This is a genomic window from Enterobacter cloacae complex sp. 2015409 (assembly GCF_041365315.1).
GTDB classification, from domain to species: Bacteria; Pseudomonadota; Gammaproteobacteria; order Enterobacterales; family Enterobacteriaceae; genus Enterobacter; species Enterobacter pseudoroggenkampii.
In genome coordinates this window covers 2663252-2685254 of sequence record NZ_JBFTVM010000001.1, presented here as the reverse complement: position 1 = coordinate 2685254, position 22003 = coordinate 2663252, and the positions used below count along the sequence as shown (strand labels likewise).

The window sequence follows — 22003 nt, the reverse complement described above, 5'->3', positions numbered from 1 at the left end:
TTGTGGCACAGGAATATACTGTTGAACAATTGAACCACGGCCGTAAAGTCTGGGACTTTATGCGCTGGGACTACTGGGCCTTCGGCATTTCAGGTTTCCTGCTGATTCTGTCCATCGTCATTATGGGCGTGAAAGGCTTTAACTGGGGTCTCGATTTCACCGGTGGTACGGTTATCGAGATCTCCCTGGAAAAACCGGTCGATATGGACCAGATGCGCCTGTCTCTGCAGAAAGCGGGCTTTGAAGAGCCGCTGCTGCAGAACTTCGGCAGCAGCCGCGACATCATGGTGCGTATGCCGCCGGTGCACGATGCTAACGGCAGCCAGGAGCTGGGCAGTAAGGTTGTTAGCGTGATTAACGAAACAACCAGCCAGAACGCGGCGGTTAAGCGTATTGAGTTCGTCGGCCCAAGCGTGGGTGCTGACCTGGCCCAGACCGGCGCGATGGCGCTGCTGGTGGCGCTGATCTCCATCCTGGTATACGTCGGTTTCCGCTTTGAGTGGCGACTGGCGGCCGGTGTGGTTATCGCCCTGGCGCACGACGTGGTGATCACCATGGGCATACTGTCGCTGTTCCACATTGAGATTGACCTGACGATTGTGGCATCCCTGATGTCCGTTATCGGTTACTCACTGAACGACAGTATCGTGGTATCTGACCGTATCCGTGAAAACTTCCGTAAGATCCGTCGCGGTACGCCGTACGAAATCTTTAACGTGTCGTTGACCCAGACGCTGCACCGTACCTTGATCACATCCGGTACCACATTGATGGTGATCCTGATGCTGTTCCTCTTCGGTGGTCCGGTACTGGAAGGCTTCTCGCTGACCATGCTGATTGGTGTCACCATCGGTACGGCATCGTCTATCTACGTTGCGTCTGCACTGGCTCTGAAACTCGGCATGAAGCGCGAGCACCTGCTCCAGCAGAAAGTTGAGAAAGAAGGGGCGGATCAGCCGTCCATTCTGCCGTAAAGCGACGTTTAGCGCGTTATCGAAATCCCGGTCTGTTGACCGGGATTTTTTTTATCTGCTCCTGACAAACACTCCTGACAGTATGCTGTCAGGAGCCCTGTCGTAGACTCCTTCTGAACCCAAACAACAGTCAGGAGGATGTATGAAAAGCGTCATTAACTGGTTTGAAATTCCGGTCACGGATATGGATCGCGCCATCAAATTTTATGAGCCAGTGATGCAGCTCGCGCTGCGTCGCGAGAAAATGGACTGCGCTGAGCTGGCCGTTTTCCCGCATGAGGATCCGGGTACCGGCGGGGCTCTGGCAAAATTTGACGGCGTTACACCGTCTTTGCAGGGCGCTATTATTTACCTGCATACTGACAATCTGGCGGCCACGCTCGATCGCATCGCCTCTGCGGGCGGCGAGTGCGTGTTTGGCCCGCTGGAACTGCCGCATGGCATTGGCACTATCGCCTTGTTTACCGACAGCGAGGGTAACCGCGTCGGTCTCCATCAACCTGCCTGAGAGCGGAATAAGATATGACCCGACGCGCTGACCGTTTGTTTCAGATTGTGCAGATCCTGCGGGGCAGGCGTCTGACAACGGCAGCGCATCTGGCGGACCGGCTTGGCGTGTCCGAGCGTACGGTCTATCGCGATATCCGCGACCTGTCGCTTTCCGGCGTGCCGGTGGAAGGTGAAGCGGGGAGCGGATATCGCCTCATGTCGGGCTTTGACCTGCCGCCGCTGATGCTGACAAATAAGGAATCCGAGGCGCTGATCGTCGCGATTCGCCTGCTCAAAACCTGGGGAGGGGAATCGCTGTCGCGCGAGCTGGAGTCGGCTCAGGAAAAGGTGCTGGCGATTCTGCCCGAGGAGAGTCGTCGAAAGGCGGAGCAGACGCGGATCTACGCCCCGGATTTTTGCATGCAAAGCCACTCCCGCAGCGATTTTGACAGGATTCATCAGGCGATTTCCGCCCAACAGGTGCTGGCGCTGCATTACCGTGATGAAGCAGGACAGCTGTCTAATCGTGAGGTTCAGCCGCTGGGGCTGTTCTTCTGGGGAGAGCGCTGGCTGCTGGCGGCGTGGTGTGAACGGCGCGATGACTATCGCTGTTTCCGGCTCGACAGATGCCTCAATATTGTGACTACGGAAAGGCGGTTTAGCGAGAGTGCGGACAGGTCTCTGGCAGATTTTTTGCGGAAGGTTAAGCAGTAAAAAGCCGGGTGGCGGCTACGCCTTACCCGGCTTGCATTCGGATCGTTGGCCCGGTAAGCGTAGCGCCACCGGGCGAAACCCACACTGATTAGAAGTTGTAACCTACAACCAGGTAGCCACCCCAACCGGTTGATTTAGACGTGAAGTCACCCTCACCCCAGTTAACGGTATCCCCACCTTTCCACTGGCCGCCGTTATGGAAATAACGCGCGACGACGGAGTAGTGCCAGTGATCGTAGTTCAGGGCCAGAACGTGGCTGGACGCGATAGAGTTACTGGTACGGTTCTTGTCATCACCCAGATCTGAGCCCCAGTCGAAGTTGGTGAAGCCGATGTAGGTCAGCTGGCCACCCCAAACCTGAGTGATTGGCACAAAGTATTTTACTTTGAAACGGTAGCCATCCCACTCGTTTTCGTTTGAAGCGCCATAGTTCTGCCACTGGTATTTAGCATACACGTTCAGAGACAGGCCCATTGGCAGACCGGTATCGATATCTGTACCCAGACCCATGTACCAGGTGCTCTGACGGCTGCCTTTGTTATCGCCCATATCGTAGATATAGTTGTTGGCGAAATACCATTCTTTGAACGGACCAAAGCTCAGGTCGGTACCCGTCAGTTTATCAATAGAGAAACGCGGTTCGATTTCCATGAACAGCGGGGAACCGTCGGACCAGATACCTTTGTCGTTACCGTTACCCCAGTCAAAGGTCTTAGGAATATCGATATAGCCGTAGAAATCAAACCAGTCTTTTTTAGCAAACGCTTCGTATTCCAGATAAACGTCGTTGTTCAGCTTCGGAGAAAAGCGCGTGTGGTAGCTGCCGACCACGTTAACGCTCTGGTGCCACCAGTCGGAGAGGTATTGTGGTTTATCGTTTTCCGCTGCGTTAACAGTGAAAGAGGAAGAAAGTGCCAGCACGGCGCCAGCTGCGAGTAATGTTTTTTTCATAATCATGCCACTGATTGAAATTCCCTTCCGGGAGTGAAAAATGCGCGAATTGCGTTTCTAAATATTTCGTGTTTCTGCGGTGCCTATTATAGGAATCCCTGCTCACAAAAATATGTGTTGTTTCACATATCTCTCACACAAGTAATCGATTGCGTTCACGTTTGCGTACTTTAAACGGCCGGGATTGTAGCGGCAATCATTTATGTTGCCAATCCATACGAAATGTAAATGTTAGCGGAGTGACATTTCACTCCGCTAAAAGAGGGGTTACTGAGCGGCGGGCTGGATATCGTGAATGCGGATGAAACCTAACTGATCCGGAGTCAGTCCGTTAAGCTGCAGTGGAATGTCAACATCGCTCGGAGCCAGCACGCTGGCCGGTGCGGTGAACAGCTGACGATTAACATTCACCTCCTGGTAGCTCTCCGTGGTGCCCTGGATCTGTCCCCATTCGACGGTGCCGCTGAAGGCTGGCAACGGATCGTTGGATTCTCCCTGGATGCGTAATGTTGCGCGAGTACCATTTGCATTCGCCGCCACGTTCACCAGAGACATTTTCAGCGTGCCAATCTGACTATTGAGCCGCGCGGGCGTATTCGCCCCCGGTAGCAGATAAACCCCGCTGCTGGATTTAGCATTCAGCGCGTTTTGCTGGGTGATCTTCACCGTTTCTTTGTTCAGTTTGTCCATCGCCGTATTGAGCGTATTCACGCTCTGTTTCATCTGACGGACTTCGGTTTGCTGTGCACAGGCGCTAAGGGTGAAGAGGCTCCCCACCAGCAAAATTTTTAGGTAACGTCTTGTCATTGCGTTTATTTCCTTGAAATAACGGATCGTCCTAATGGTAGCCAGCATCATCGTGTCAGATATAGATCCTTTGTCTCAAAAAGCTCTTCCTTTGTTGTCAGGCCAGATCAGGGTAAAATGAAAATTAGTTAACCGGATAACAGGGATACCGTATGCATTGCCCATTCTGCTCCGCTGTGGATACCAAAGTCATCGACTCTCGTCTTGTGGGCGAAGGGTCATCCGTACGCCGTCGTCGGCAATGTCTGGTGTGCAACGAGCGTTTCACGACCTTTGAGGTTGCTGAGCTGGTAATGCCGCGCGTGGTAAAAAGCAACGACGTGCGCGAGCCGTTTAACGAAGAGAAACTGCGCAGTGGGATGCTGAAGGCCCTGGAAAAACGTCCCGTCAGCGCGGACGACGTTGAAATGGCGTTAAACCACATAAAATCTTACCTTCGTGGTTTGGGTGAGCGTGAAGTGCCGAGCAAAATGATCGGCAACCTGGTGATGGAGCAGCTGAAAAAGCTCGATAAGGTCGCCTATATCCGCTTCGCCTCGGTCTACCGCAGTTTCGAAGATATCAAAGAGTTTGGCGAAGAGATCGCCCGCTTACAGGATTAAGCTCATGCAGGATGAGATTTACATGGCGAGAGCCATGAAGCTGGCGCAGCGCGGTCGTTTTACTACCCATCCTAACCCGAACGTCGGGTGCGTTATCGTCAAAGATGGCGAGATCGTGGGGGAGGGGTTTCACTATCGTGCCGGCGAACCGCATGCTGAGGTTCATGCGCTGCGCATGGCCGGCGAGAAGGCGCGCGGTGCTACGGCCTACGTCACGCTGGAGCCCTGCAGCCATCACGGGCGTACGCCGCCGTGCTGCGAAGCGCTGATCGCGGCAGGTGTTTCGCGCGTGGTCGCATCGATGCAGGATCCGAATCCGCAGGTAGCCGGACGCGGTCTGTATCGCCTGCAGCAGGAAGGCATTGACGTCAGCCATGGCCTGATGATGCAGGACGCGGAAGCGCTCAACAAAGGCTTTCTGAAGCGCATGCGCACGGGGTTCCCGTATATTCAGCTCAAGCTGGGCGCCTCGCTGGACGGTCGTACGGCGATGGCAAACGGCGAAAGCCAGTGGATCACGTCGCCACAGGCAAGGCGCGATGTGCAACGTCTGCGCGCGCAAAGCCATGCTATTCTCACCAGCAGTGAAACCGTTCTGGCTGACGATCCGGCTATGACCGTGCGCTGGGACGAACTGAATGCCGATACTCAGGCGCTTTACCCGCAGGAGAACCTGCGTCAGCCGCTGCGTATTGTCATTGATAGCCAGAACCGGGTGACGCCGAAGCACCGCATCGTCCAGCAGCCGGGTGAAACCTGGATTGCCCGCACTAAAGAAGATACGCGCGAATGGCCGAAAGGCGTGCGCAGCATTATGGTGCCGGAGCATAACGGTCATCTGGATCTGGTGGTGCTGATGATGCTGCTCGGCAAGCAGCAGGTGAACAGCATCTGGGTCGAAGCCGGGCCAACGCTCGCCGGTGCGCTCTTACAGGCCGGACTGGTGGATGAACTGATTGTTTACGTTGCGCCTAAACTGTTAGGTCACGATGCGCGCGGCCTGTTTGTGCTGCCTGGCCTTGAAAAACTGGCCGACGCACCGCAACTCAAATTTAGCGAGATTCGTCCGGTAGGTCCGGATGTCTGCCTCCACTTAACGACAGCGTAATTGCTCCTGAAATAGGGAAGCAGTGCGCAAAGTATTATGATAAAATCCGCCCCCCTGCGGGGCCAAATGAACCCGTAAAGGAAGAGTATGAACATTATTGAAGCTGCTGTAGCTACCCCGGACGCTCGCGTCGCCATCACCATTGCGCGTTTCAACAACTTCATCAACGACAGCCTGCTGGAAGGTGCTATTGACGCCCTGAAACGTATCGGCCAGGTTAAAGATGACAATATTACCGTTGTTTGGGTTCCAGGCGCTTACGAACTGCCACTGGCGGCGGGCGCGCTGGCGAAAACCGGTAAATATGACGCGGTGATTGCACTGGGTACCGTTATTCGTGGCGGCACTGCGCACTTCGAATACGTTGCGGGCGGTGCAAGCAACGGTCTGGCACACGTTGCGCAGGATGCTGAAATTCCTGTCGCGTTCGGCGTGCTGACCACCGAAAGTATTGAACAAGCCATCGAACGTGCTGGCACCAAAGCCGGTAACAAAGGTGCAGAAGCTGCACTGACCGCGCTTGAAATGATCAATGTATTGAAAGCCATCAAGGCCTGATTTTTTTGTAAGGGGAATTCCGTGAAACCTGCTGCTCGTCGCCGCGCCCGTGAATGTGCCGTCCAGGCACTTTACTCCTGGCAGTTGTCCCAGAACGACATCTCTGATGTTGAATACCAGTTCCTGTCAGAACAGGACGTGAAAGACGTTGACGTTCTGTACTTCCGTGAACTGCTGTCGGGAGTGGCGACTAATAGCGCGTATCTCGATGGTCTGATGAAGCCTTATCTGTCCCGTCTGCTCGAAGAGCTGGGCCAGGTAGAAAAAGCAGTGTTGCGTATTGCGCTGTTTGAGCTGTCTAAACGTGATGATGTGCCGTATAAAGTGGCCATCAACGAAGCGATCGAACTGGCGAAAACCTTCGGCGCTGAAGACAGCCACAAGTTTGTAAACGGCGTACTTGATAAAGCAGCACCTGCGATCCGTCCCCACAAAAAGTGATCCGCAAACCGGAGTCCTGCATTGCCTGACGGGCAGTGCGGCTCCGGTTTTTTCTTTTATTTGCTGAGGCATAACGTATGGCATGCGGCGAATTCTCCCTGATTGCCCGTTATTTCGACCGTGTCAGAACCTCTCGTCTTGATGTTGAAACCGGCATTGGCGATGACTGTGCACTTCTCAATATTCCCGAAAAACAGACGCTGGCAATCAGCACCGACACCTTAGTGTGCGGCCGTCATTTCTTACCGGATATCGATCCTGCCGATCTGGCGTATAAAGCGCTGGCGGTGAACGTCAGCGATCTGGCGGCGATGGGTGCCGATCCTGCGTGGCTGACGCTGGCTTTGACCCTGCCAGAGGTGGATGAAGCCTGGCTGGAAGCCTTTAGTGATGCGCTGTTTGAGCAGCTTAGCTACTATGATATGCAGCTGATTGGCGGTGATACCACTGCCGGTCCGCTGTCGATGACGCTGGCGATCCACGGCTACGTGCCGCTTGGCCGCGCGCTGAAGCGCTCAGGCGCAAAACCCGGTGACTGGATCTACGTGACCGGTACGCCGGGCGACAGCGCAGCAGGGCTGGCGATCCTTCAGAACCGTTTAACGGTTGAAGATGCTGATGATGCGGCATATCTGGTGAAACGCCATCTGCGGCCAACACCGCGTATCTTGCACGGCCAGGCGCTGCGTGAACGGGCGAGCTCGGCTATCGATCTCTCTGACGGGCTGATCTCGGACCTCGGCCATATTCTGAAGGCCAGCGGTGTCGGCGCGCGCGTTGACCTGGATCTGTTCCCGCTGTCAGAGGAACTGCTTCGTCATGTCGAACCTGAGCAGGCACTGCGCTGGGCGCTGTCCGGTGGCGAAGATTATGAGCTGTGTTTTACCGTTCCGGAGCTGAACCGCGGAACGCTCGACGTGGCGTTAGCGCATCTCGGCGCGAAATTTACCTGCATCGGTCAGATCATGCCGGAGAGTGAAGGGTTGAAGTTTGTGAAAGACGGTGAGCCGGTTACGCTGGACTGGAAAGGGTACGATCACTTCGCGTGATGTTGTGCGCTCTGTATTGCCGGGTGGCGGCTCCGCCTTACCCGGCCTACGTGCTTACTTAAATCCTACCACCGGATGCTGCTGATACGGCGTCTCCAGCTCGGCAACCTGCTCCGGCGTCAGCGTGATATCCACCGCATTTAGCAGTTCGTCAAGCTGCTCTTGCCGGGATGTGCCGATAATCGGCGCCGCGACGCCGCGTTTACCCAGCAGCCAGGCCAGCGCCACCTGGGCGCGGGTTGCCCCGGTATCGTCGGCAATTCCGGCTAAGCGTTCGGCAATTAGCGCATCGCTGGCTTCTGTACCGCCATACAGATTTTTTCCCACTTCATCCGATACCAGACGGGCCGTGGTTTCTCCCCACGGACGGGTCAGACGACCGCGCGCCAGCGGGCTCCACGGGATCACCGCCACGCCCTCCTGATGGCACAGCGGCAACATCTCGCGCTCTTCTTCACGATAGATCAAGTTGTAGTGATCCTGCATGGTGACGAAGCGCGCCCAGCCGTGCTGCGCCTGGAGATCCAGCGCCTGAGCAAACTGCGACGCGTGCATAGACGACGCGCCGATGTAGCGTGCTTTACCGGCTTTGACCACGTCGTTCAGCGCTTCAAGCGTCTCCTCGACTGGCGTGTTGTAATCCCAGCGGTGAATTTGCAGCAGGTCTACGTAATCCATGTTCAGGCGTCTGAGGCTGTCATCAATGGAGCGCAGGATCTGTGCGCGAGAAAGGCCCTCAGCCAGGTCGCCTACCGGATAGTAGACCTTGGTGGCGACGACGATGTCATCACGACGGGCAAAATCGCGCAGGGCGCGGCCAACAATCTCCTCGCTGCTGCCGTCGGAGTAGCTGTTGGCGGTGTCAAAGAAGTTAATGCCGCCCTCGATGGCGCGTTTGATAATCGGACGGCTGCTCTCTTCCGGCAGCGTCCAGGCGTGGTTTCCCCGATCGGGTTCGCCAAAGGTCATGCATCCCAGACAAAGTCGGGAAACCTTAAGGTCCGTTTTTCCTAATGTTGTGTATTGCACGGTTCCGCTCCTGCTGTTTAAACACCAGGTTTAAGCATAGCAGGAGCGGAAAAGGGGGAAGGGGTCAGTCCAGCCAGCGGCGGATTTTAGCTTCGATACCGGCAGCGTCCAGGCCAATCGCCGCACGGGCTTCATCCTGGGTACCCTGAGGAATGAAATGATCCGGCAGGCCGAGGTTTAGCACCGGCACGGCTTTACGATTTGCCATCAGCACCTCGTTCACGCCGCTGCCCGCGCCGCCCATAATGGCGTTTTCTTCCAGCGTGACCAGCACGTCATGCGTCTCCGCCATACTCAGGATCAGCGATTCGTCGAGCGGTTTCACAAAGCGCATGTCCACCAGGGTGGCATTCAGCGCTTCAGCCGCTTTCGCCGCCTCTGGCATCAGCGTGCCGAAGTTCAGGATCGCCACTTTTTCACCGCGACGCTTCACCAGACCTTTACCGATCGGCAGTTTTTCCAGCGGCTGGAGCTCAACGCCCACCGCATTGCCGCGCGGGTAGCGAACGGCGCTTGGGCCATCCTGATAGTGGTAGCCGGTAAACAGCATCTGACGACATTCGTTCTCGTCGCTTGGCGTCATGACGACCATGTCCGGAATACAGCGCAGGAACGACAGGTCAAACGCGCCCTGGTGCGTCTGGCCGTCGGCACCGACGATGCCTGCACGATCGATAGCAAACAGCACCGGCAGCTTCTGAATCGCCACGTCGTGGATGACCTGATCGTAGGCGCGCTGCAGGAAGGTGGAATAGATCGCGACAACCGGCTTGTAGCCGCCAATGGCAAGGCCCGCCGCAAACGTCACCGCATGCTGTTCGGCAATGGCAACGTCAAAATACTGGTCAGGGTATTTTCTGGAGAACTCCACCATGCCGGAGCCTTCACGCATGGCCGGGGTGATCGCCATCAGCTTGTTGTCTTTCGCGGCGGTTTCGCACAGCCAGTCGCCGAAGATTTTTGAATAGCTCGGCATGCCGCCGCTGCTTTTTGGCAGACAGCCGCTGGACGGGTCAAATTTCGGTACCGCGTGGAAGGTAATCGGATCTTTTTCCGCCGGTTCGTAGCCACGCCCTTTTTTGGTCATGATGTGCAGGAACTGCGGGCCTTTCAGGTCGCGCATATTCTTGAGCGTGGTTACCAGACCGAGCACGTCATGGCCGTCAACCGGGCCGATATAGTTAAAGCCCAGCTCTTCAAACAGGGTGCCCGGCACGACCATGCCTTTGATGTGCTCTTCGGTACGCTTGAGCAGCTCTTTGATTGGCGGCACGCCGGAGAAGACTTTCTTGCCGCCTTCACGCAGCGAGGAGTAAAGCTTGCCGGAGAGCAGCTGCGCCAGATGGTTGTTCAGCGCGCCGACGTTCTCGGAAATCGACATTTCGTTATCGTTAAGGATAACCAGCATGTCCGGCTTGATGTCGCCCGCATGGTTCATGGCCTCAAAGGCCATACCGGCGGTGATGGCACCGTCGCCAATCACGCAGACGGTGCGGCGCTGCTTGTTCTCTTTTTCGGCGGCAACGGCAATCCCGATGCCCGCCGAAATGGAGGTAGAGGAGTGGCCGACGCTCAGCACGTCGTACTCGCTCTCACCGCGCCACGGGAACGGGTGCAGGCCGCCTTTCTGACGAATGGTGCCAATTTTATCGCGACGTCCGGTCAGAATTTTGTGCGGATAAGCCTGGTGGCCCACGTCCCAGATGAGCTGATCGAACGGCGTGTTATAGACATAGTGCAGCGCCACGGTCAGCTCTACCGTGCCAAGCCCGGAGGCGAAATGGCCGCTGGAGCGGCTAACGCTGTCGAGCAGGTAGCGACGCAGCTCGTCGCACAGCTTCGGCAGGCTCTCTTTCGGCAGCAGACGTAACTCCTGGGTGGAGTCAACTAACGCCAGTGTCGGGTATTTGGCAATATCAAAACTCATCAAAGGCTCATCGAGATATATAGTTTATTTATCACGCTGGATTATATAGTCCGCTAGCGCTTCCAGTGCCGAGGTATCCAGCGATTGTGCGGCCAGTTCATTTAGCGACTGGCGGGCATCGTCAATCAGATCCCGGGCTTTACGTTGGGCTTGCTCAAGGCCCAGCAGGGCGGGGTAGGTACTTTTGCCAAGCTGCTGGTCCGCACCCTGACGTTTACCCAATGTTGCAGTATCGCCCACCACATCCAGAATGTCATCCTGAACCTGGAATGCCAGACCGATACTTTCTGCGTATCTGTCCAGAATCGGCAGGGCTTTGCGCCCTTGCTCACCCGCGCTCAGCGCGCCCAGGCGAACGGCGGAACGGATCAACGCCCCTGTTTTATGGCGATGAATACGCTCCAGCTGTTCCAGATTAACCTGACGTCCTTCCGCTTCAAGATCCAGCGCCTGTCCGCCGCACATGCCGGCTACGCCGCTGGCCATTGCCAGCTCGGAGATCATCGCCAGGCGGTCGCGGTCAGCCACTTCCGCCATCGGCGCGTCGCTCAAAATCGAGAACGCCAGCGTTTGCAGGGCATCACCCGCCAGAATGGCATTCGCCTCGCCAAACTTGATATGGCAGGTGGGTTGACCCCGACGTAAATCGTCGTCGTCCATGGCCGGGAGATCGTCGTGGATCAGCGAGTAGGCATGGATGCACTCAACGGCGGCTGCCGGGGCGTCCAGCGTGTTATCGCTGATGCCAAACATATTGCCCGTGGCGTACACCAGGAACGGGCGCAGGCGCTTTCCACCCAAGAGTGCGCCATAGTGCATGGCTTCAACCAGTGGAGTGTTCTGAAAAGGCTGTGGCGCGATAAAACGGCGCAGGGCGTCGTTGGCGCGTACGACACGCGCCTGAAGCTCATTGGCAAAATCCATTTACTCGGCGTCCGGTGTGAAAGGCGTGGTTTTCGCGTCTTCGCTGTCGGAAAGCAGGATCTGCACGCGCTGCTCGGCCTGCTGCAGCTTGACCTGCCCCTGGCGCGCCATCTGCACGCCGCGCTCGAATTCGTTGAGCGCCTCTTCCAGCGGGAGATCGCCGCTCTCAAGGCGGGTAACAATTTGCTCCAGTTCACTCAGCGCAGTTTCGAAACTGGCCGGTGCGTCGTTCTTCTTCGGCATAGTGAATTGACTCTTATATTCTCAGCCCCGACATGGTAACGGACTCAGGGCAATTATCAAATAACGCGCAATGTGCACAGGAGCGGCGCGATGGTGGTATACTTGCGCGCCTGGATGCAGCCACGGGTGTGGGCTGCTGTACTCTTTTCCATTACAAGCCTTAATACGCTTGCCTAAGAAACATTGCCGCCATGAAGTTTATCATTAAATTGTTCCCTGAAATCACCATCAAAAGCCAATCTGTGCGTTTGCGCTTTATTAAAATTCTCACCGGGAACATTCGTAACGTATTAAAGCACTACGACGAAACTCTCGCCGTGGTGCGCCACTGGGACCACGTGGAGGTCCGTGCCAAAGACGAAAACAAACGTCAGGATATTCGCGACGCCCTGACCCGTATTCCGGGTATCCACCATATCCTGGAAGTGGAAGATGTCCCGTTCAGCGATATGCACGATATCTTCGAGAAAGCGCTGGTCCAGTACCGCGACCAGATCGAAGGCAAAACCTTCTGCGTGCGCGTAAAGCGTCGCGGCAAGCACGAGTTCAGCTCCATTGAAGTGGAGCGTTACGTCGGCGGCGGTCTGAACCAGCACGTCGAGTCTGCTCGCGTGCGCCTGACCAACCCGGACGTGACCGTCAATCTGGAGATCGAAAACGATCGCCTGCTGCTGGTGAAAGGGCGCTATGAAGGCATCGGCGGCTTCCCGATCGGCACCCAGGAAGACGTCCTGTCCCTGATCTCCGGCGGCTTCGACTCCGGCGTCTCCAGCTATATGCTGATGCGCCGCGGCTGCCGCGTACACTACTGCTTCTTCAACCTGGGCGGCGCGGCGCACGAAATCGGCGTTCGTCAGGTCGCGCATTACCTGTGGAACCGTTTCGGCAGCTCTCACCGCGTGCGTTTCGTGGCAATTAACTTCGAACCTGTGGTTGGCGAAATCCTCGAAAAAGTAGACGACGGCCAGATGGGCGTCATCCTGAAGCGCATGATGGTGCGCGCGGCGTCCAAAGTGGCTGAACGCTACGGCGTGCAGGCGCTGGTCACCGGCGAAGCGCTGGGCCAGGTCTCCAGCCAGACGCTGACCAACCTGCGTCTGATCGACAACGTGTCTGATACGCTGATCCTGCGTCCGCTGATCTCCCACGACAAAGAGCACATCATCGATCTGGCGCGCGAAATCGGCACCGAAGATTTTGCCCGCACCATGCCGGAATACTGCGGCGTGATCTCAAAAAGCCCAACGGTGAAAGCGGTGAAGGCGAAGATCGAAGCGGAAGAAGAGCACTTCGATTTCAGCATTCTGGAAAAAGTGGTGGCGGAAGCGTCCAACATTGATATCCGCGAGATTGCCCAGCAGACCGAGCAGGAAGTGGTAGAAGTGGAAACCGTGAGCGGTTTCGGCGCTAACGATGCGATTCTGGATATCCGCTCTATTGATGAGCAGGATGACAAGCCGCTGCAGGTTGAAGGCGTCGACGTGGTTTCTATGCCGTTCTACAAGCTGAGCACGAAGTTTGGCGATCTCGACCAGAGCAAAACGTACCTGCTGTGGTGTGAGCGCGGGGTGATGAGCCGCCTGCAGGCGCTGTATCTGCGCGAGCAGGGCTTTGCGAATGTGAAGGTGTATCGCCCGTAGTTTCTCGCCGGGGAGTGCGGCCTGATGCCCTCACCCCGGCCCTCTCCCACAGGGAGAGGGAGAAAACACCTATTCGTAATAATTATAAATCCCCGCCGGCATCACCAGCGACGATGCCACTTCGTACGCCTTTTCTCGCCCGACCAGCAGGTCTATAATCTTTAAGCCAAAATCAATTGCGGTGCCGGGTCCCTGGCTGGTCAGCAGGTTGACGCGCGGGTCCCAGACGACGCGTTTATCCACCCAATGCTCATCCGGGATCGTATCCTTAAGCCCCGGGAAGCCGGTCATGTTGCCGATAGGGAAGATATCGTGCGGAATCAGCACCGTGCCAGCGGCGGCACAGATAGCGGCGACGATACGGCCGGATAAATGAAACTGACGCACGGTCTCGACCAGCAGCGGGCTGTCGCGAAAACATTCCGCGCCTTTCAGGCCACCGGGCAAAACGATGATGTCGTAATCCCCGTCGGCTACCTGCACGAGCGGGGCATCCGCGAGCAGCTTCACGCCGCGCGAGCAGGTAATCGCCAGGCTGCCGTCGCTGGCGACGCTGGCGGTTGTCACCTTAATGCCACCGCGCACCATCAAATCAATGGTGGTGACCGCTTCCATCTCTTCGCTACCAGGGGCGAGGCAGATCAGGGCTGACGCGCTCATATTCACTCTCCTTACGTTTAACCAGGTCATACAGACGGGCGTTTTCCGGCACCGCGATGCCGTGCGCGCGGGCGCGTTTTAGCAGATAACCGGTGATATAGTCGATCTCCGTGTGGCGTAATGCCCGAACGTCCTGCAGCATCGAGGAGATGTTTTCTGCCGTGCTTTCAATAACCTGCTCGACGTAGCAGCGCAAATCGTCCGCCGACGTGTGCAGGCCTTCCCGCTCAACGACCGCCGCGATTTCTGCACACAGCACCGCAACGTCCTGTGGATGATTTTTCAGCTCTCCGTTCGGACAGTTCCACAGCGCCGTCAGCGGATTGATCACGCAGTTTACGGCCAGCTTGCGCCAGAGCTGAGGACGAATATGGTTATGCCAGGCCACGTCCGGCAGCACCTTCTGCAGCACATCGGCCAGATAGCTATAGTCGCCATCCTGCGTTCTGGCGGGTCCAATGTGCGTCACCCCGCTGGCGACATGCACGATGATGTTACCGTCGCGACGGGCAGCGTGCGTGGTCGACGCCATCAGCAGGGGCTGCGGAACGCTTTTCAGCTCGTCAAGGGTCCCCATGCCGTTATGCAGCAGCAGTATGGGCGAAGTGGGGGGGAGCTGGGCGGACAGCGTCTTTACCGCGTCTGAGACCTGCCACGCTTTGAGCGTCACCAGTAAAAGGTCACTTTGCGCCAGGAAATCAGGATCGTTCGCGGTGAGGGATTCGTTAAAGATGCTTCCGTCTTCACCAATCAGGTTTACACTGCAATAGGGCTGGGGCACGCGCAGCCAGCCCTGAACCTCATGTCCGTGCTTGCACAGCGCGGTCAGCCACAGCTGACCAAGGGCTCCACATCCGAGCACTGTAATTTTCATTGTTCCTCCTCACCTGCAACTGCGCCAGGTGTTACAGCTTAATTATACAGCTAAGCTTCTGTTGAGTTATGCCTCGTAGCGGGTATTATGCAACGCAACAAAAGTGAAGGGAGAAGAAAAGATGCCATCTTTCGATATTGTTTCCGAAGTTGATATCCAGGAAGTTCGCAACGGCGTTGAGAACGCAACCCGCGAAGTTGAGTCACGTTTCGATTTTCGTGGCGTTGAGGCGTCGTTTGAGCTGAACGATGCAAATAAGACCATCAAGGTGTTGAGCGAGTCTGATTTCCAGGTAAATCAGCTGCTCGACATTCTGCGCGCCAAGCTGTTAAAGCGCGGCATCGAAGGGACGTCTCTGGATGTACCGGAAGAGTTTGTGCACAGCGGTAAGAACTGGTTTGTTGAAGCTAAGCTGAAGCAGGGCATCGAGAGCGCGGTGCAGAAGAAGATTGTGAAGCTCATCAAAGACAGCAAGCTGAAGGTGCAGGCGCAGATCCAGGGCGAAGAGATTCGCGTCACCGGGAAATCCCGTGATGACCTCCAGTCGGTGATGGCGCTGGTGCGCGGCGGCGATCTGGGGCAGCCGTTCCAGTTTAAAAACTTCCGCGATTAATATAAAAAGCCCGGTTTAACCGGGCTTTTTTTTACGCTTTGAGCGCCTGCTCAACTTCGAAGCGGTTGGTCATTTTACTGTCTATTTTGACGTAAGCGCTGCGCTCTTCGGGGACAATCAGCACTTCTGTCACGCCTTCTTTTGCTTCCAGACGCTGTTTCAGCGCATCGCTAATCTCAACGTCATTCGGGATTTCCACGCGCAGGCTGCTCACGTAGCGCGGCTCTTTCATGGTGCTGGCGACCAGCAGCCAGACTGTCGCCAACAGCGCACCGGCGAGAAACACGGTTTGTGAATCAAACAGGCCGTCCACCCAGCCGCCAAGCGAGCCGCCGATTGCCACGCCGAGAAACTGGCTGGTGGAATAAATGCCCATTGCCGTGCCTTTGTAACCGGCGGGGGACTCTTTGCTGATAAGCGACGGGAGCAACGCTTCCATCAGGTTAAAGGCCAGGAAGAACAGCTGCACGCCGGCAATCAGCTCCCAGAAGTGCGGGCCGGCCCCCCAGAGCACGATCTCGGCAATCAGCAGTATCGCCACGCAGCCCACGAAGACGCGCTTCATTTTGCGCTTCACTTCGGCGTAGATGATGAACGGCACGACGGAGACAAACGAAATCAGCATCGTGACCAGATAGATTTTCCAGTGCTCAGCAGCCGGAAAACCCGCTGCGGCAAGCTGGCCGGGCAGGGCAACAAAGGTCGACATCAGCAGGATGTGCAAACACATAATGCCAAAATTCAGCTTCAGCAGGCGCGGCTCGACGATCACTTTGCTGAAGCAGCCTTTTACCATCCCCGACTCACGGTTGAGGACGTGGTTTTTGCTGTCCGGAACCACCCACAGGGTTAAGGCAATACCGATGGTCGCCAGCACTGCAATCATCCAGAACAGCGCGTGCAGACCCAATGTGTGCGTAATGATGGGGCCCAGCACCATCGCAATCGCAAACGTCACGCCAAAGCTCACGCCGATGAATGCCATCGCTTTAGTGCGGTTCTGCTCGCGGGTTAAGTCTGACAGCAGCGCCATCACCGCAGCGGCAATCGCGCCGGAACCCTGCAGGGCGCGGCCGAGAATAATTCCCCAGATGGAGTGGGAGAGGGCGGCAATGACGCTCCCGAGCATAAAGACCAGCAGCCCACCAACGATCAGCGGCTTTCGGCCCACCCGGTCAGAGAGCAGGCCAAACGGGATCTGGAACACCGCCTGCGCCAGACCGTAGATGCCGATTGCGAGCCCAATCAGCGCCTCGCTGGCCCCCTGCAGCGCCATACCGTACGTGGTCAGAACAGGCAGGACCATAAACATGCCAAGCATCCGTAGCGAGAAGACAGTCCCTAAGCCCCAGGTCGCGCGAAGCTCGCCTGGCGTCATTTTATAATCGTTCATTACCACCTCAGTTCAAAAGCAGGCCATAGTGTAGTGCGGGGAAGGGGCGGGGTAAATAAAGGGTTATTTAACAAATATTACATGCGTTATTAATAAATTCCGTGAATAAAAAAGGGTGCCGAAGCACCCCTTTATTCACCTGTTGTGGCTTACCAGACGTAAGTCAGCAGGTTGTGTGAATCCGGCACCATGAAGTCCACGGACATCATCACGGACAGCGAGGTGATGGCCACAATCGAGAACACAAACAGTTTGCGCGCCCAGACTTTGTCATCTTCCACTTTGTAACCGCGCAGCGCCATACCGAGCCACCAGACGCTCACCGCAGCCGCTACCGCCAGATATTTATATCCAGCGTAACCACCCAGAGAGAGCATCAGCGTTGCCACGGCAAAGGCGATGATGTACAGCGTGATGTGGTTCTTGGCAACCGAAATGCCTTTCACGACCGGCAGAACCGGGATGTTCGCTGCCTGATAATCCTTAAAGCGGAAAATCGCGATGGCATAAGAGTGCGGCATCTGCCACAGGCTAAAGATAGCCAGCAGGATCAGCGCACCGCTGTCGAACTCGTTCGTGACCGCGCAGTAGCCAATCACCGGCGGCGCAGCGCCGGAGAGAGAACCAATCAGCGTGCCGTAGACGGAGTGGCGTTTCATATACAGGCTGTAGACGCCCACATACACCACGAACCCCATCACCCCCAGCCAGCAGGCCAGCGGGTTAGCACCAAACCACAGCAGCATAAAGCCAGCAATACCCAGCAAGGTGGCGTACACCAGCGAGACGGAAGGGGCGATCAGGCCTTTCACCAGCACCCGATTTTTGGTCCTTTCCATCTTCTTGTCGATATCCATGTCGATGTAGTTGTTAAATACACAACCGGACGCAACAACCAGTGACACACCGACCAGCGTGTAGATAAAGAGGGTGTAATCAATGCTGCCCTTAGAGGCCAGCAGGAACCCTCCGATCACGGAGATCAGGTTGCCAAAGATGATGCCTGGTTTCGTTACTTGCAGGTATTGCTTAAACATACTCGCCGCTCTTAGTGAACCATCATGTTGTAGTTGAGGTTCCACATAATCCAGATGGAACCGACTACCAGGATAGCGATGATAATCACGGTAAAGATAAAGGCGGTCATATTCCAGCCTTCATCGGACTTGGTGTTCATGTGCAGGAAGCAAACCAGATGCACCAGAATCTGAATCACCGCGGTCACCAGGATTGCACCCAGAATAACCGGCTTAGACGCAGAACCGCTCATCACCATCCAGAACGGGATCACCGTCAGGATGATCGACAGGATGAAACCTGTCATGTAGGTTTTTACGCTACCGTGGGAAGCGCCATGATCGTTTGAATGACTCATTACATCGCCCCCATCAGATATACAACAGAGAACACACAGATCCACACCACGTCCAGGAAGTGCCAGAACAGGCTCAGGCACATAATACGGGTACGGTTAGTGCTGGTCAGGCCGCGACGGGATACCTGGAACATCAGTACCGCCATCCAGATCAGACCAGAGGTGACGTGCAGACCGTGGGTACCTACCAGCGCGAAGAACGCGGACAGGAAGCCACTGCGATCCGGACCGAAACCTTCCAGAATCAGGTGATGGAATTCATAGATTTCCATCCCGATAAATCCAGCACCAAACAACCAGGTCAACGCCAGCCAGGACACAACCTGGCTCTTGTTGTTTTTGTACATGGCGATAGCCGCCATGCCGTAGGTGATGGAGCTGAATAACAGCAGTGCGGTTTCAACCAGAACGAACGGCAGTTCAAAGATATCCTTGCCAGCCGGGCCGCCCGCCGTGCCGTTCACCAGAACGGCATAGGTCGCGAACAGACAGCAGAACAGAATGCAGTCGCTCATCAGGTAGATCCAGAAACCGAAGACTTTGGTCGGTCCTGTATCGTGGTGCGCATGTTCATGCGCGTGGGCAGTTGAGTGCGCCAGAGTATCAGTTGCCATTTTTCAGCCCCGCTTTAGAAATCTCGTCGAAATGCTGATTTTCCAGCTTCTCAACTTCACGGACTGGTACGTAGTAGTCCACGTCCTCGTCAAAGCTCTTCACAATCCAGCTGATTACGATGCCGGCGAAGCCAACAATCGCCATCCACCAGATGTGCCAGATCATTGCGAAACCAAATACCGTTGCGAAGGCGGCAATCACGATGCCCGCACCGCTGTTTTTCGGCATGTGGATCTCTTCGTAATGAGCAGGTTGCTTGTACGCTTCACCTTTTTCTTTCATTTCCCAGAATGCGTCGCGTTCATGAACCTGCGGCACGATGGCAAAGTTATAGAAAGGCGGTGGAGAAGAGGTTGCCCACTCCAGCGTACGGCCACCCCATGGGTCACCGGTCAGGTCACGGTTCTGGTCGCGGTCGCGAATAGACACGTAGAACTGAATCAGCTGAGACGCGATACCACAGGCAATCAGCACGGCACCGCCCGCTGCAACCATCAGCATTGGGTGGAACTGCGGATCGATCTGCTGGCTCAGACGACGGGTCATACCCATGAAGCCCAGCACGTACAGCGGCATAAATGCCACGAAGAAGCCGATGATCCAGAACCAGAACGCGCGTTTACCCCATTTTTCGTTCAGCGTGAAGCCGAACGCTTTTGGCCACCAGTAGGTTACGCCAGCGAAGCAGCCGAAGACCACGCCACCGATGATAACGTTATGGAAGTGCGCAATCAGGAACAGACTGTTGTGCAGAACGAAGTCAGCACCTGGTACCGCCAGCAGTACGCCGGTCATCCCACCTACGGAGAAGGTCACGATGAAGCCGATGGTCCACAGCATCGCTGAGTGGAACACGATACGGCCCTGGTACATGGTGAACAGCCAGTTGAAGATCTTCACCCCGGTAGGGATGGCGATAATCATAGTGGTGATACCGAAGAAGGCGTTTACGTTCGCGCCCGCACCCATGGTGAAGAAGTGGTGCAGCCAAACGATGAACGACAGAACGGTAATACACACGGTTGCCCACACCAGAGAGGTGTAACCAAACAGACGTTTACGCGAGAAGGTTGCCGCGATTTCGGAGAACACACCGAACACAGGCAGAACCAGAATGTACACTTCCGGGTGACCCCAGGCCCAAATCAGGTTGATGTACATCATCATGTTGCCACCCATATCATTCGTGAAGAAATGGGTGCCCAGGTAGCGGTCCAGGGTCAGCAGCGCGATGGTGACGGTCAGAATTGGGAAGGAGGCAATAATCAGGATGTTGGCGCACAGAGATGCCCAGGTAAATACCGGCATCTTGAACATGGTCATGCCAGGGGCACGCATCTTGATAATGGTCACGAAGAAGTTGATACCGGTCAGGGTAGTACCGACACCGGAGAGCTGAAGCGCCCAAATCCAGTAGTCGACGCCAACGCCCGGACTGTACTCAATTCCTGACAGCGGCGGGTAAGCCAGCCAGCCGGTCTGCGCGAATTCGCCCACACCCAGTGACAGGTTAACCAGAATAACGCCGACAACCGTGAACCAGAAGCTCAGGTTGTTCAGGAACGGGAACGCCACGTCGCGCGCGCCGATTTGCAGCGGAACGACAACGTTCATCAGACCGATAACCAGCGGCATCGCCACGAAGAAGATCATGATAACGCCGTGAGCGGTAAAGATCTGATCGTAGTGGTGCGGCGGCAGGAAGCCGGCTTCACCCGCTGAAGCGAGTGCCTGCTGGCTACGCATCATGATCGCATCCGCAAAGCCACGAATTAACATGACGATACCGACGATGCAGTACATGATACCGAGTTTTTTGTGGTCAACCGAAGTCAGCCACTCGTTCCACAGGTAGCTCCACTTACCGAAGTAAGTGATCAGGGCCAGTAAGGCCGCGCCACCAATGATAATTGCAGCCACCGTAACCACGATAATCGGTTCATGGTAGGGCACTGCATCCAGTGTCAATTTTCCGAACATTTTCTTCCTCGGCCCCTTAGTGAGCGGTTTCCGCGTGGCTCATGTCCATGCCTTCCATACCTTCATGCGCGCTGTGCTCGCCTTCAGGCTGGGTCATGTCCATGCTCTTGCCGTGATCCATAAATTTGCCAATAACGTCTTTGAACAAATCTGGTTTCACATTAGAGAAGTACTCCACCTTGTTGTATTCGCTAGGTGCAGCCACTTTTTCGAACGCCGCCATGTCAGACATGGTGTTTGGAGACTGCTTCGCTTTTTCAACCCACTGGTCGAAAGCGGCACGGTCCGGCGTCGCAATAGCTTTGAACTTCATACCTGAGAAGCCCGGGCCGCTATAGCTGGCGGAGATACCATCATAGGTGCCTGCTTCATTCGCGATCAGGTGCAGATTGGTCTGCATACCGGCCATCGCGTAAATCTGGCTACCCAGACGTGGGATGAAGAAGGAGTTCATTACGGAGTTGGAGGTCACTTTGAACTGAACCGGAGTGTTCGCCGGGAAGGCGATTTCATTCACGGTAGCAATACCCTGCTCTGGATAGATGAAGAACCATTTCCAGTCCATGGAGACCACTTCAATGGTAATAGGTTTCTCATCGTGAACCAGCGGTTTGCTTGGCTCAAGTGCGTGAGTGGTTTTCCAGGTCAGTACGGCAAGGAACAGGATGATCAGAATAGGTACCGTCCAGACCACAGCTTCCACTTTATTGGAGTGTGACCAGTTAGGGCTATACTTCGCATCTTTATTGCTCGCACGATACTTCCAGGCGAAACCAACAGCCATCAAAATGGCAGGAATAACCACAATCAACATCAGGCCAAAAGCCGTCAATATCAGTGAACGTTGTTCCAGTCCAATCTGTCCTTTGGGGTCTAGTAGTGCAGAATCGCAGCCACTGAGTAATACAGTGCCCGCGAATAATGACAACCATCCCAAACTTTTATTGTATTTCCCGAGTCTCATTTAACGACCTCAATTCCACGGAGTCTGGTGGCGTTTAAAGTGTGCGGGCATTTTACGGGAAGGTTACATTAC

24 protein-coding genes are annotated in these 22003 nt (G+C 55.7%); 10 read left to right on the top strand and 14 right to left on the bottom strand.

Going from position 1 to position 22003, the window contains the following annotated elements; genetic code table 11:
* Positions 1–2 precede the first annotated feature (2 nt).
* The 3 genes from secF to ACDO57_RS13105 all read left to right on the top strand — a co-directional run bounded on the left by secF (position 3) and on the right by ACDO57_RS13105 (position 2177).
* On the top strand, positions 3–974 hold the full coding sequence (gene secF, locus ACDO57_RS13115; RefSeq protein WP_024906803.1) for a protein translocase subunit SecF: 972 nt from the start codon (positions 3–5) through the stop codon (positions 972–974).
* A gap of 142 nt (positions 975–1116) precedes the next feature.
* Positions 1117–1482 (top strand): VOC family protein, encoded by a 366-nt coding sequence (locus ACDO57_RS13110; RefSeq protein WP_032646150.1) that lies wholly within the window; start codon positions 1117–1119, stop codon positions 1480–1482.
* Between the two features lie 14 nt (positions 1483–1496).
* Entirely contained in the window at positions 1497–2177 is a 681-nt protein-coding gene (locus tag ACDO57_RS13105; RefSeq protein WP_048992545.1) for a YafY family protein, read from the top strand.
* A gap of 88 nt (positions 2178–2265) precedes the next feature.
* Here the strand turns inward: ACDO57_RS13105 and ACDO57_RS13100 are convergent, their stop codons facing one another.
* Entirely contained in the window at positions 2266–3129 is an 864-nt protein-coding gene (locus tag ACDO57_RS13100) for a nucleoside-specific channel-forming protein Tsx (RefSeq protein ID WP_024906806.1), read from the bottom strand.
* Between the two features lie 267 nt (positions 3130–3396).
* Positions 3397–3936, bottom strand: coding sequence for a DUF3251 domain-containing protein (locus ACDO57_RS13095; RefSeq protein WP_024906807.1), 540 nt, complete (start codon positions 3934–3936; stop codon positions 3397–3399).
* Between the two features lie 152 nt (positions 3937–4088).
* On the opposite strand from ACDO57_RS13095, the gene nrdR reads away from it, so the two are divergent.
* The 5 genes from nrdR to thiL all read left to right on the top strand — a co-directional run bounded on the left by nrdR (position 4089) and on the right by thiL (position 7694).
* Complete coding sequence (gene nrdR / locus ACDO57_RS13090; protein WP_008503337.1) at positions 4089–4538, top strand: transcriptional regulator NrdR; 450 nt, start codon at positions 4089–4091, stop codon at positions 4536–4538.
* A gap of 4 nt (positions 4539–4542) precedes the next feature.
* Positions 4543–5646 (top strand): bifunctional diaminohydroxyphosphoribosylaminopyrimidine deaminase/5-amino-6-(5-phosphoribosylamino)uracil reductase RibD, encoded by a 1104-nt coding sequence (gene ribD, locus ACDO57_RS13085; RefSeq protein ID WP_048992546.1) that lies wholly within the window; start codon positions 4543–4545, stop codon positions 5644–5646.
* Positions 5647–5733: 87 nt separating this feature from the next.
* Positions 5734–6204 (top strand): 6,7-dimethyl-8-ribityllumazine synthase, encoded by a 471-nt coding sequence (ribE, locus tag ACDO57_RS13080; protein ID WP_006176874.1) that lies wholly within the window; start codon positions 5734–5736, stop codon positions 6202–6204.
* 21 nt (positions 6205–6225) lie between these two features.
* Positions 6226–6645, top strand: a complete 420-nt coding sequence (nusB, locus tag ACDO57_RS13075; protein WP_024906809.1) for a transcription antitermination factor NusB — start codon at positions 6226–6228, stop codon at positions 6643–6645.
* A gap of 77 nt (positions 6646–6722) precedes the next feature.
* A complete protein-coding gene (gene thiL, locus ACDO57_RS13070) occupies positions 6723–7694 on the top strand; it encodes a thiamine-phosphate kinase (RefSeq protein WP_048992548.1) in 972 nt (323 codons plus the stop codon).
* A 54-nt stretch (positions 7695–7748) separates the two neighbouring features.
* Here the strand turns inward: thiL and ACDO57_RS13065 are convergent, their stop codons facing one another.
* The 4 genes from ACDO57_RS13065 to xseB form a co-directional block, all read right to left on the bottom strand.
* Positions 7749–8723 carry an aldo/keto reductase gene (locus ACDO57_RS13065; protein ID WP_148769544.1) on the bottom strand — a complete coding sequence of 325 codons (975 nt, stop codon included), beginning with the start codon at positions 8721–8723 and terminating at the stop codon, positions 7749–7751.
* A 64-nt stretch (positions 8724–8787) separates the two neighbouring features.
* Positions 8788–10650, bottom strand: a complete 1863-nt coding sequence (gene dxs / locus ACDO57_RS13060; protein ID WP_024906812.1) for a 1-deoxy-D-xylulose-5-phosphate synthase — start codon at positions 10648–10650, stop codon at positions 8788–8790.
* 24 nt (positions 10651–10674) lie between these two features.
* Entirely contained in the window at positions 10675–11574 is a 900-nt protein-coding gene (gene ispA / locus ACDO57_RS13055; protein WP_008503332.1) for a (2E,6E)-farnesyl diphosphate synthase, read from the bottom strand.
* Positions 11575–11817 (bottom strand): exodeoxyribonuclease VII small subunit, encoded by a 243-nt coding sequence (gene xseB, locus ACDO57_RS13050; RefSeq protein ID WP_370884074.1) that lies wholly within the window; start codon positions 11815–11817, stop codon positions 11575–11577.
* A gap of 191 nt (positions 11818–12008) precedes the next feature.
* On the opposite strand from xseB, the gene thiI reads away from it, so the two are divergent.
* Entirely contained in the window at positions 12009–13457 is a 1449-nt protein-coding gene (thiI, locus tag ACDO57_RS13045) for a tRNA uracil 4-sulfurtransferase ThiI (RefSeq protein WP_370884073.1), read from the top strand.
* Between the two features lie 69 nt (positions 13458–13526).
* Here thiI and yajL read toward each other — a convergent pair whose 3' ends face one another.
* Together yajL and panE are read right to left on the bottom strand one after the other, a co-directional pair.
* On the bottom strand, positions 13527–14117 hold the full coding sequence (gene yajL / locus ACDO57_RS13040) for a protein deglycase YajL (RefSeq protein ID WP_157188684.1): 591 nt from the start codon (positions 14115–14117) through the stop codon (positions 13527–13529).
* Entirely contained in the window at positions 14080–14991 is a 912-nt protein-coding gene (panE, locus tag ACDO57_RS13035; RefSeq protein WP_148769546.1) for a 2-dehydropantoate 2-reductase, read from the bottom strand. Before panE ends, yajL begins: the two co-directional genes overlap by 38 nt.
* Positions 14992–15112: 121 nt before the next feature.
* Between panE and ACDO57_RS13030 the strand changes: the two genes are divergently transcribed.
* A complete protein-coding gene (locus tag ACDO57_RS13030; RefSeq protein ID WP_023334701.1) occupies positions 15113–15604 on the top strand; it encodes a YajQ family cyclic di-GMP-binding protein in 492 nt (163 codons plus the stop codon).
* Between the two features lie 31 nt (positions 15605–15635).
* On the opposite strand, the gene ACDO57_RS13025 is transcribed toward ACDO57_RS13030, so the two are convergent.
* The 6 genes from ACDO57_RS13025 to cyoA form a co-directional block, all read right to left on the bottom strand.
* On the bottom strand, positions 15636–16997 hold the full coding sequence (locus ACDO57_RS13025; RefSeq protein WP_148769547.1) for an MFS transporter: 1362 nt from the start codon (positions 16995–16997) through the stop codon (positions 15636–15638).
* Between the two features lie 149 nt (positions 16998–17146).
* Positions 17147–18034 carry a heme o synthase gene (cyoE, locus tag ACDO57_RS13020; RefSeq protein WP_013095848.1) on the bottom strand — a complete coding sequence of 296 codons (888 nt, stop codon included), beginning with the start codon at positions 18032–18034 and terminating at the stop codon, positions 17147–17149.
* A gap of 11 nt (positions 18035–18045) precedes the next feature.
* Entirely contained in the window at positions 18046–18372 is a 327-nt protein-coding gene (locus ACDO57_RS13015) for a cytochrome o ubiquinol oxidase subunit IV (RefSeq protein ID WP_006176899.1), read from the bottom strand.
* On the bottom strand, positions 18372–18986 hold the full coding sequence (locus ACDO57_RS13010; protein WP_023334703.1) for a cytochrome o ubiquinol oxidase subunit III: 615 nt from the start codon (positions 18984–18986) through the stop codon (positions 18372–18374). The genes ACDO57_RS13015 and ACDO57_RS13010 overlap by 1 nt, the downstream gene beginning before the upstream one ends.
* Complete coding sequence (gene cyoB, locus ACDO57_RS13005) at positions 18976–20967, bottom strand: cytochrome o ubiquinol oxidase subunit I (RefSeq protein ID WP_014168864.1); 1992 nt, start codon at positions 20965–20967, stop codon at positions 18976–18978. The genes ACDO57_RS13010 and cyoB overlap by 11 nt, the downstream gene beginning before the upstream one ends.
* Before the next feature lie 16 nt (positions 20968–20983).
* The gene (gene cyoA, locus ACDO57_RS13000; RefSeq protein ID WP_014882770.1) at positions 20984–21931 is read right to left on the bottom strand and encodes a cytochrome o ubiquinol oxidase subunit II; all 948 of its coding nucleotides are present in this window, start codon (positions 21929–21931) and stop codon (positions 20984–20986) included.
* Positions 21932–22003: the final 72 nt, after the last annotated feature.

Excerpts from the sequence above, each read along its gene's own strand:
- thiI (WP_370884073.1), top strand. The coding sequence starts at position 12,009 with ATGAAGTTTATCATTAAATTGTTCCCTGAAATCACCATCAAAAGCCAA.
- dxs (WP_024906812.1), bottom strand. The coding sequence starts at position 10,650 with ATGAGTTTTGATATTGCCAAATACCCGACACTGGCGTTAGTTGACTCC.
- cyoB (WP_014168864.1), bottom strand. The coding sequence starts at position 20,967 with ATGTTCGGAAAATTGACACTGGATGCAGTGCCCTACCATGAACCGATT.
- ACDO57_RS13030 (WP_023334701.1), top strand. The coding sequence starts at position 15,113 with ATGCCATCTTTCGATATTGTTTCCGAAGTTGATATCCAGGAAGTTCGC.
- ribD (WP_048992546.1), top strand. The coding sequence starts at position 4,543 with ATGCAGGATGAGATTTACATGGCGAGAGCCATGAAGCTGGCGCAGCGC.
- ribE (WP_006176874.1), top strand. The coding sequence starts at position 5,734 with ATGAACATTATTGAAGCTGCTGTAGCTACCCCGGACGCTCGCGTCGCC.
- cyoA (WP_014882770.1), bottom strand. The coding sequence starts at position 21,931 with ATGAGACTCGGGAAATACAATAAAAGTTTGGGATGGTTGTCATTATTC.
- ACDO57_RS13105 (WP_048992545.1), top strand. The coding sequence starts at position 1,497 with ATGACCCGACGCGCTGACCGTTTGTTTCAGATTGTGCAGATCCTGCGG.
- ACDO57_RS13025 (WP_148769547.1), bottom strand. The coding sequence starts at position 16,997 with ATGAACGATTATAAAATGACGCCAGGCGAGCTTCGCGCGACCTGGGGC.
- ACDO57_RS13110 (WP_032646150.1), top strand. The coding sequence starts at position 1,117 with ATGAAAAGCGTCATTAACTGGTTTGAAATTCCGGTCACGGATATGGAT.
- ACDO57_RS13100 (WP_024906806.1), bottom strand. The coding sequence starts at position 3,129 with ATGAAAAAAACATTACTCGCAGCTGGCGCCGTGCTGGCACTTTCTTCC.
- yajL (WP_157188684.1), bottom strand. The coding sequence starts at position 14,117 with ATGAGCGCGTCAGCCCTGATCTGCCTCGCCCCTGGTAGCGAAGAGATG.
- ACDO57_RS13010 (WP_023334703.1), bottom strand. The coding sequence starts at position 18,986 with ATGGCAACTGATACTCTGGCGCACTCAACTGCCCACGCGCATGAACAT.
- thiL (WP_048992548.1), top strand. The coding sequence starts at position 6,723 with ATGGCATGCGGCGAATTCTCCCTGATTGCCCGTTATTTCGACCGTGTC.
- ACDO57_RS13095 (WP_024906807.1), bottom strand. The coding sequence starts at position 3,936 with ATGACAAGACGTTACCTAAAAATTTTGCTGGTGGGGAGCCTCTTCACC.
- nrdR (WP_008503337.1), top strand. The coding sequence starts at position 4,089 with ATGCATTGCCCATTCTGCTCCGCTGTGGATACCAAAGTCATCGACTCT.
- ACDO57_RS13015 (WP_006176899.1), bottom strand. The coding sequence starts at position 18,372 with ATGAGTCATTCAAACGATCATGGCGCTTCCCACGGTAGCGTAAAAACC.
- panE (WP_148769546.1), bottom strand. The coding sequence starts at position 14,991 with ATGAAAATTACAGTGCTCGGATGTGGAGCCCTTGGTCAGCTGTGGCTG.
- ispA (WP_008503332.1), bottom strand. The coding sequence starts at position 11,574 with ATGGATTTTGCCAATGAGCTTCAGGCGCGTGTCGTACGCGCCAACGAC.
- cyoE (WP_013095848.1), bottom strand. The coding sequence starts at position 18,034 with ATGTTTAAGCAATACCTGCAAGTAACGAAACCAGGCATCATCTTTGGC.
- xseB (WP_370884074.1), bottom strand. The coding sequence starts at position 11,817 with ATGCCGAAGAAGAACGACGCACCGGCCAGTTTCGAAACTGCGCTGAGT.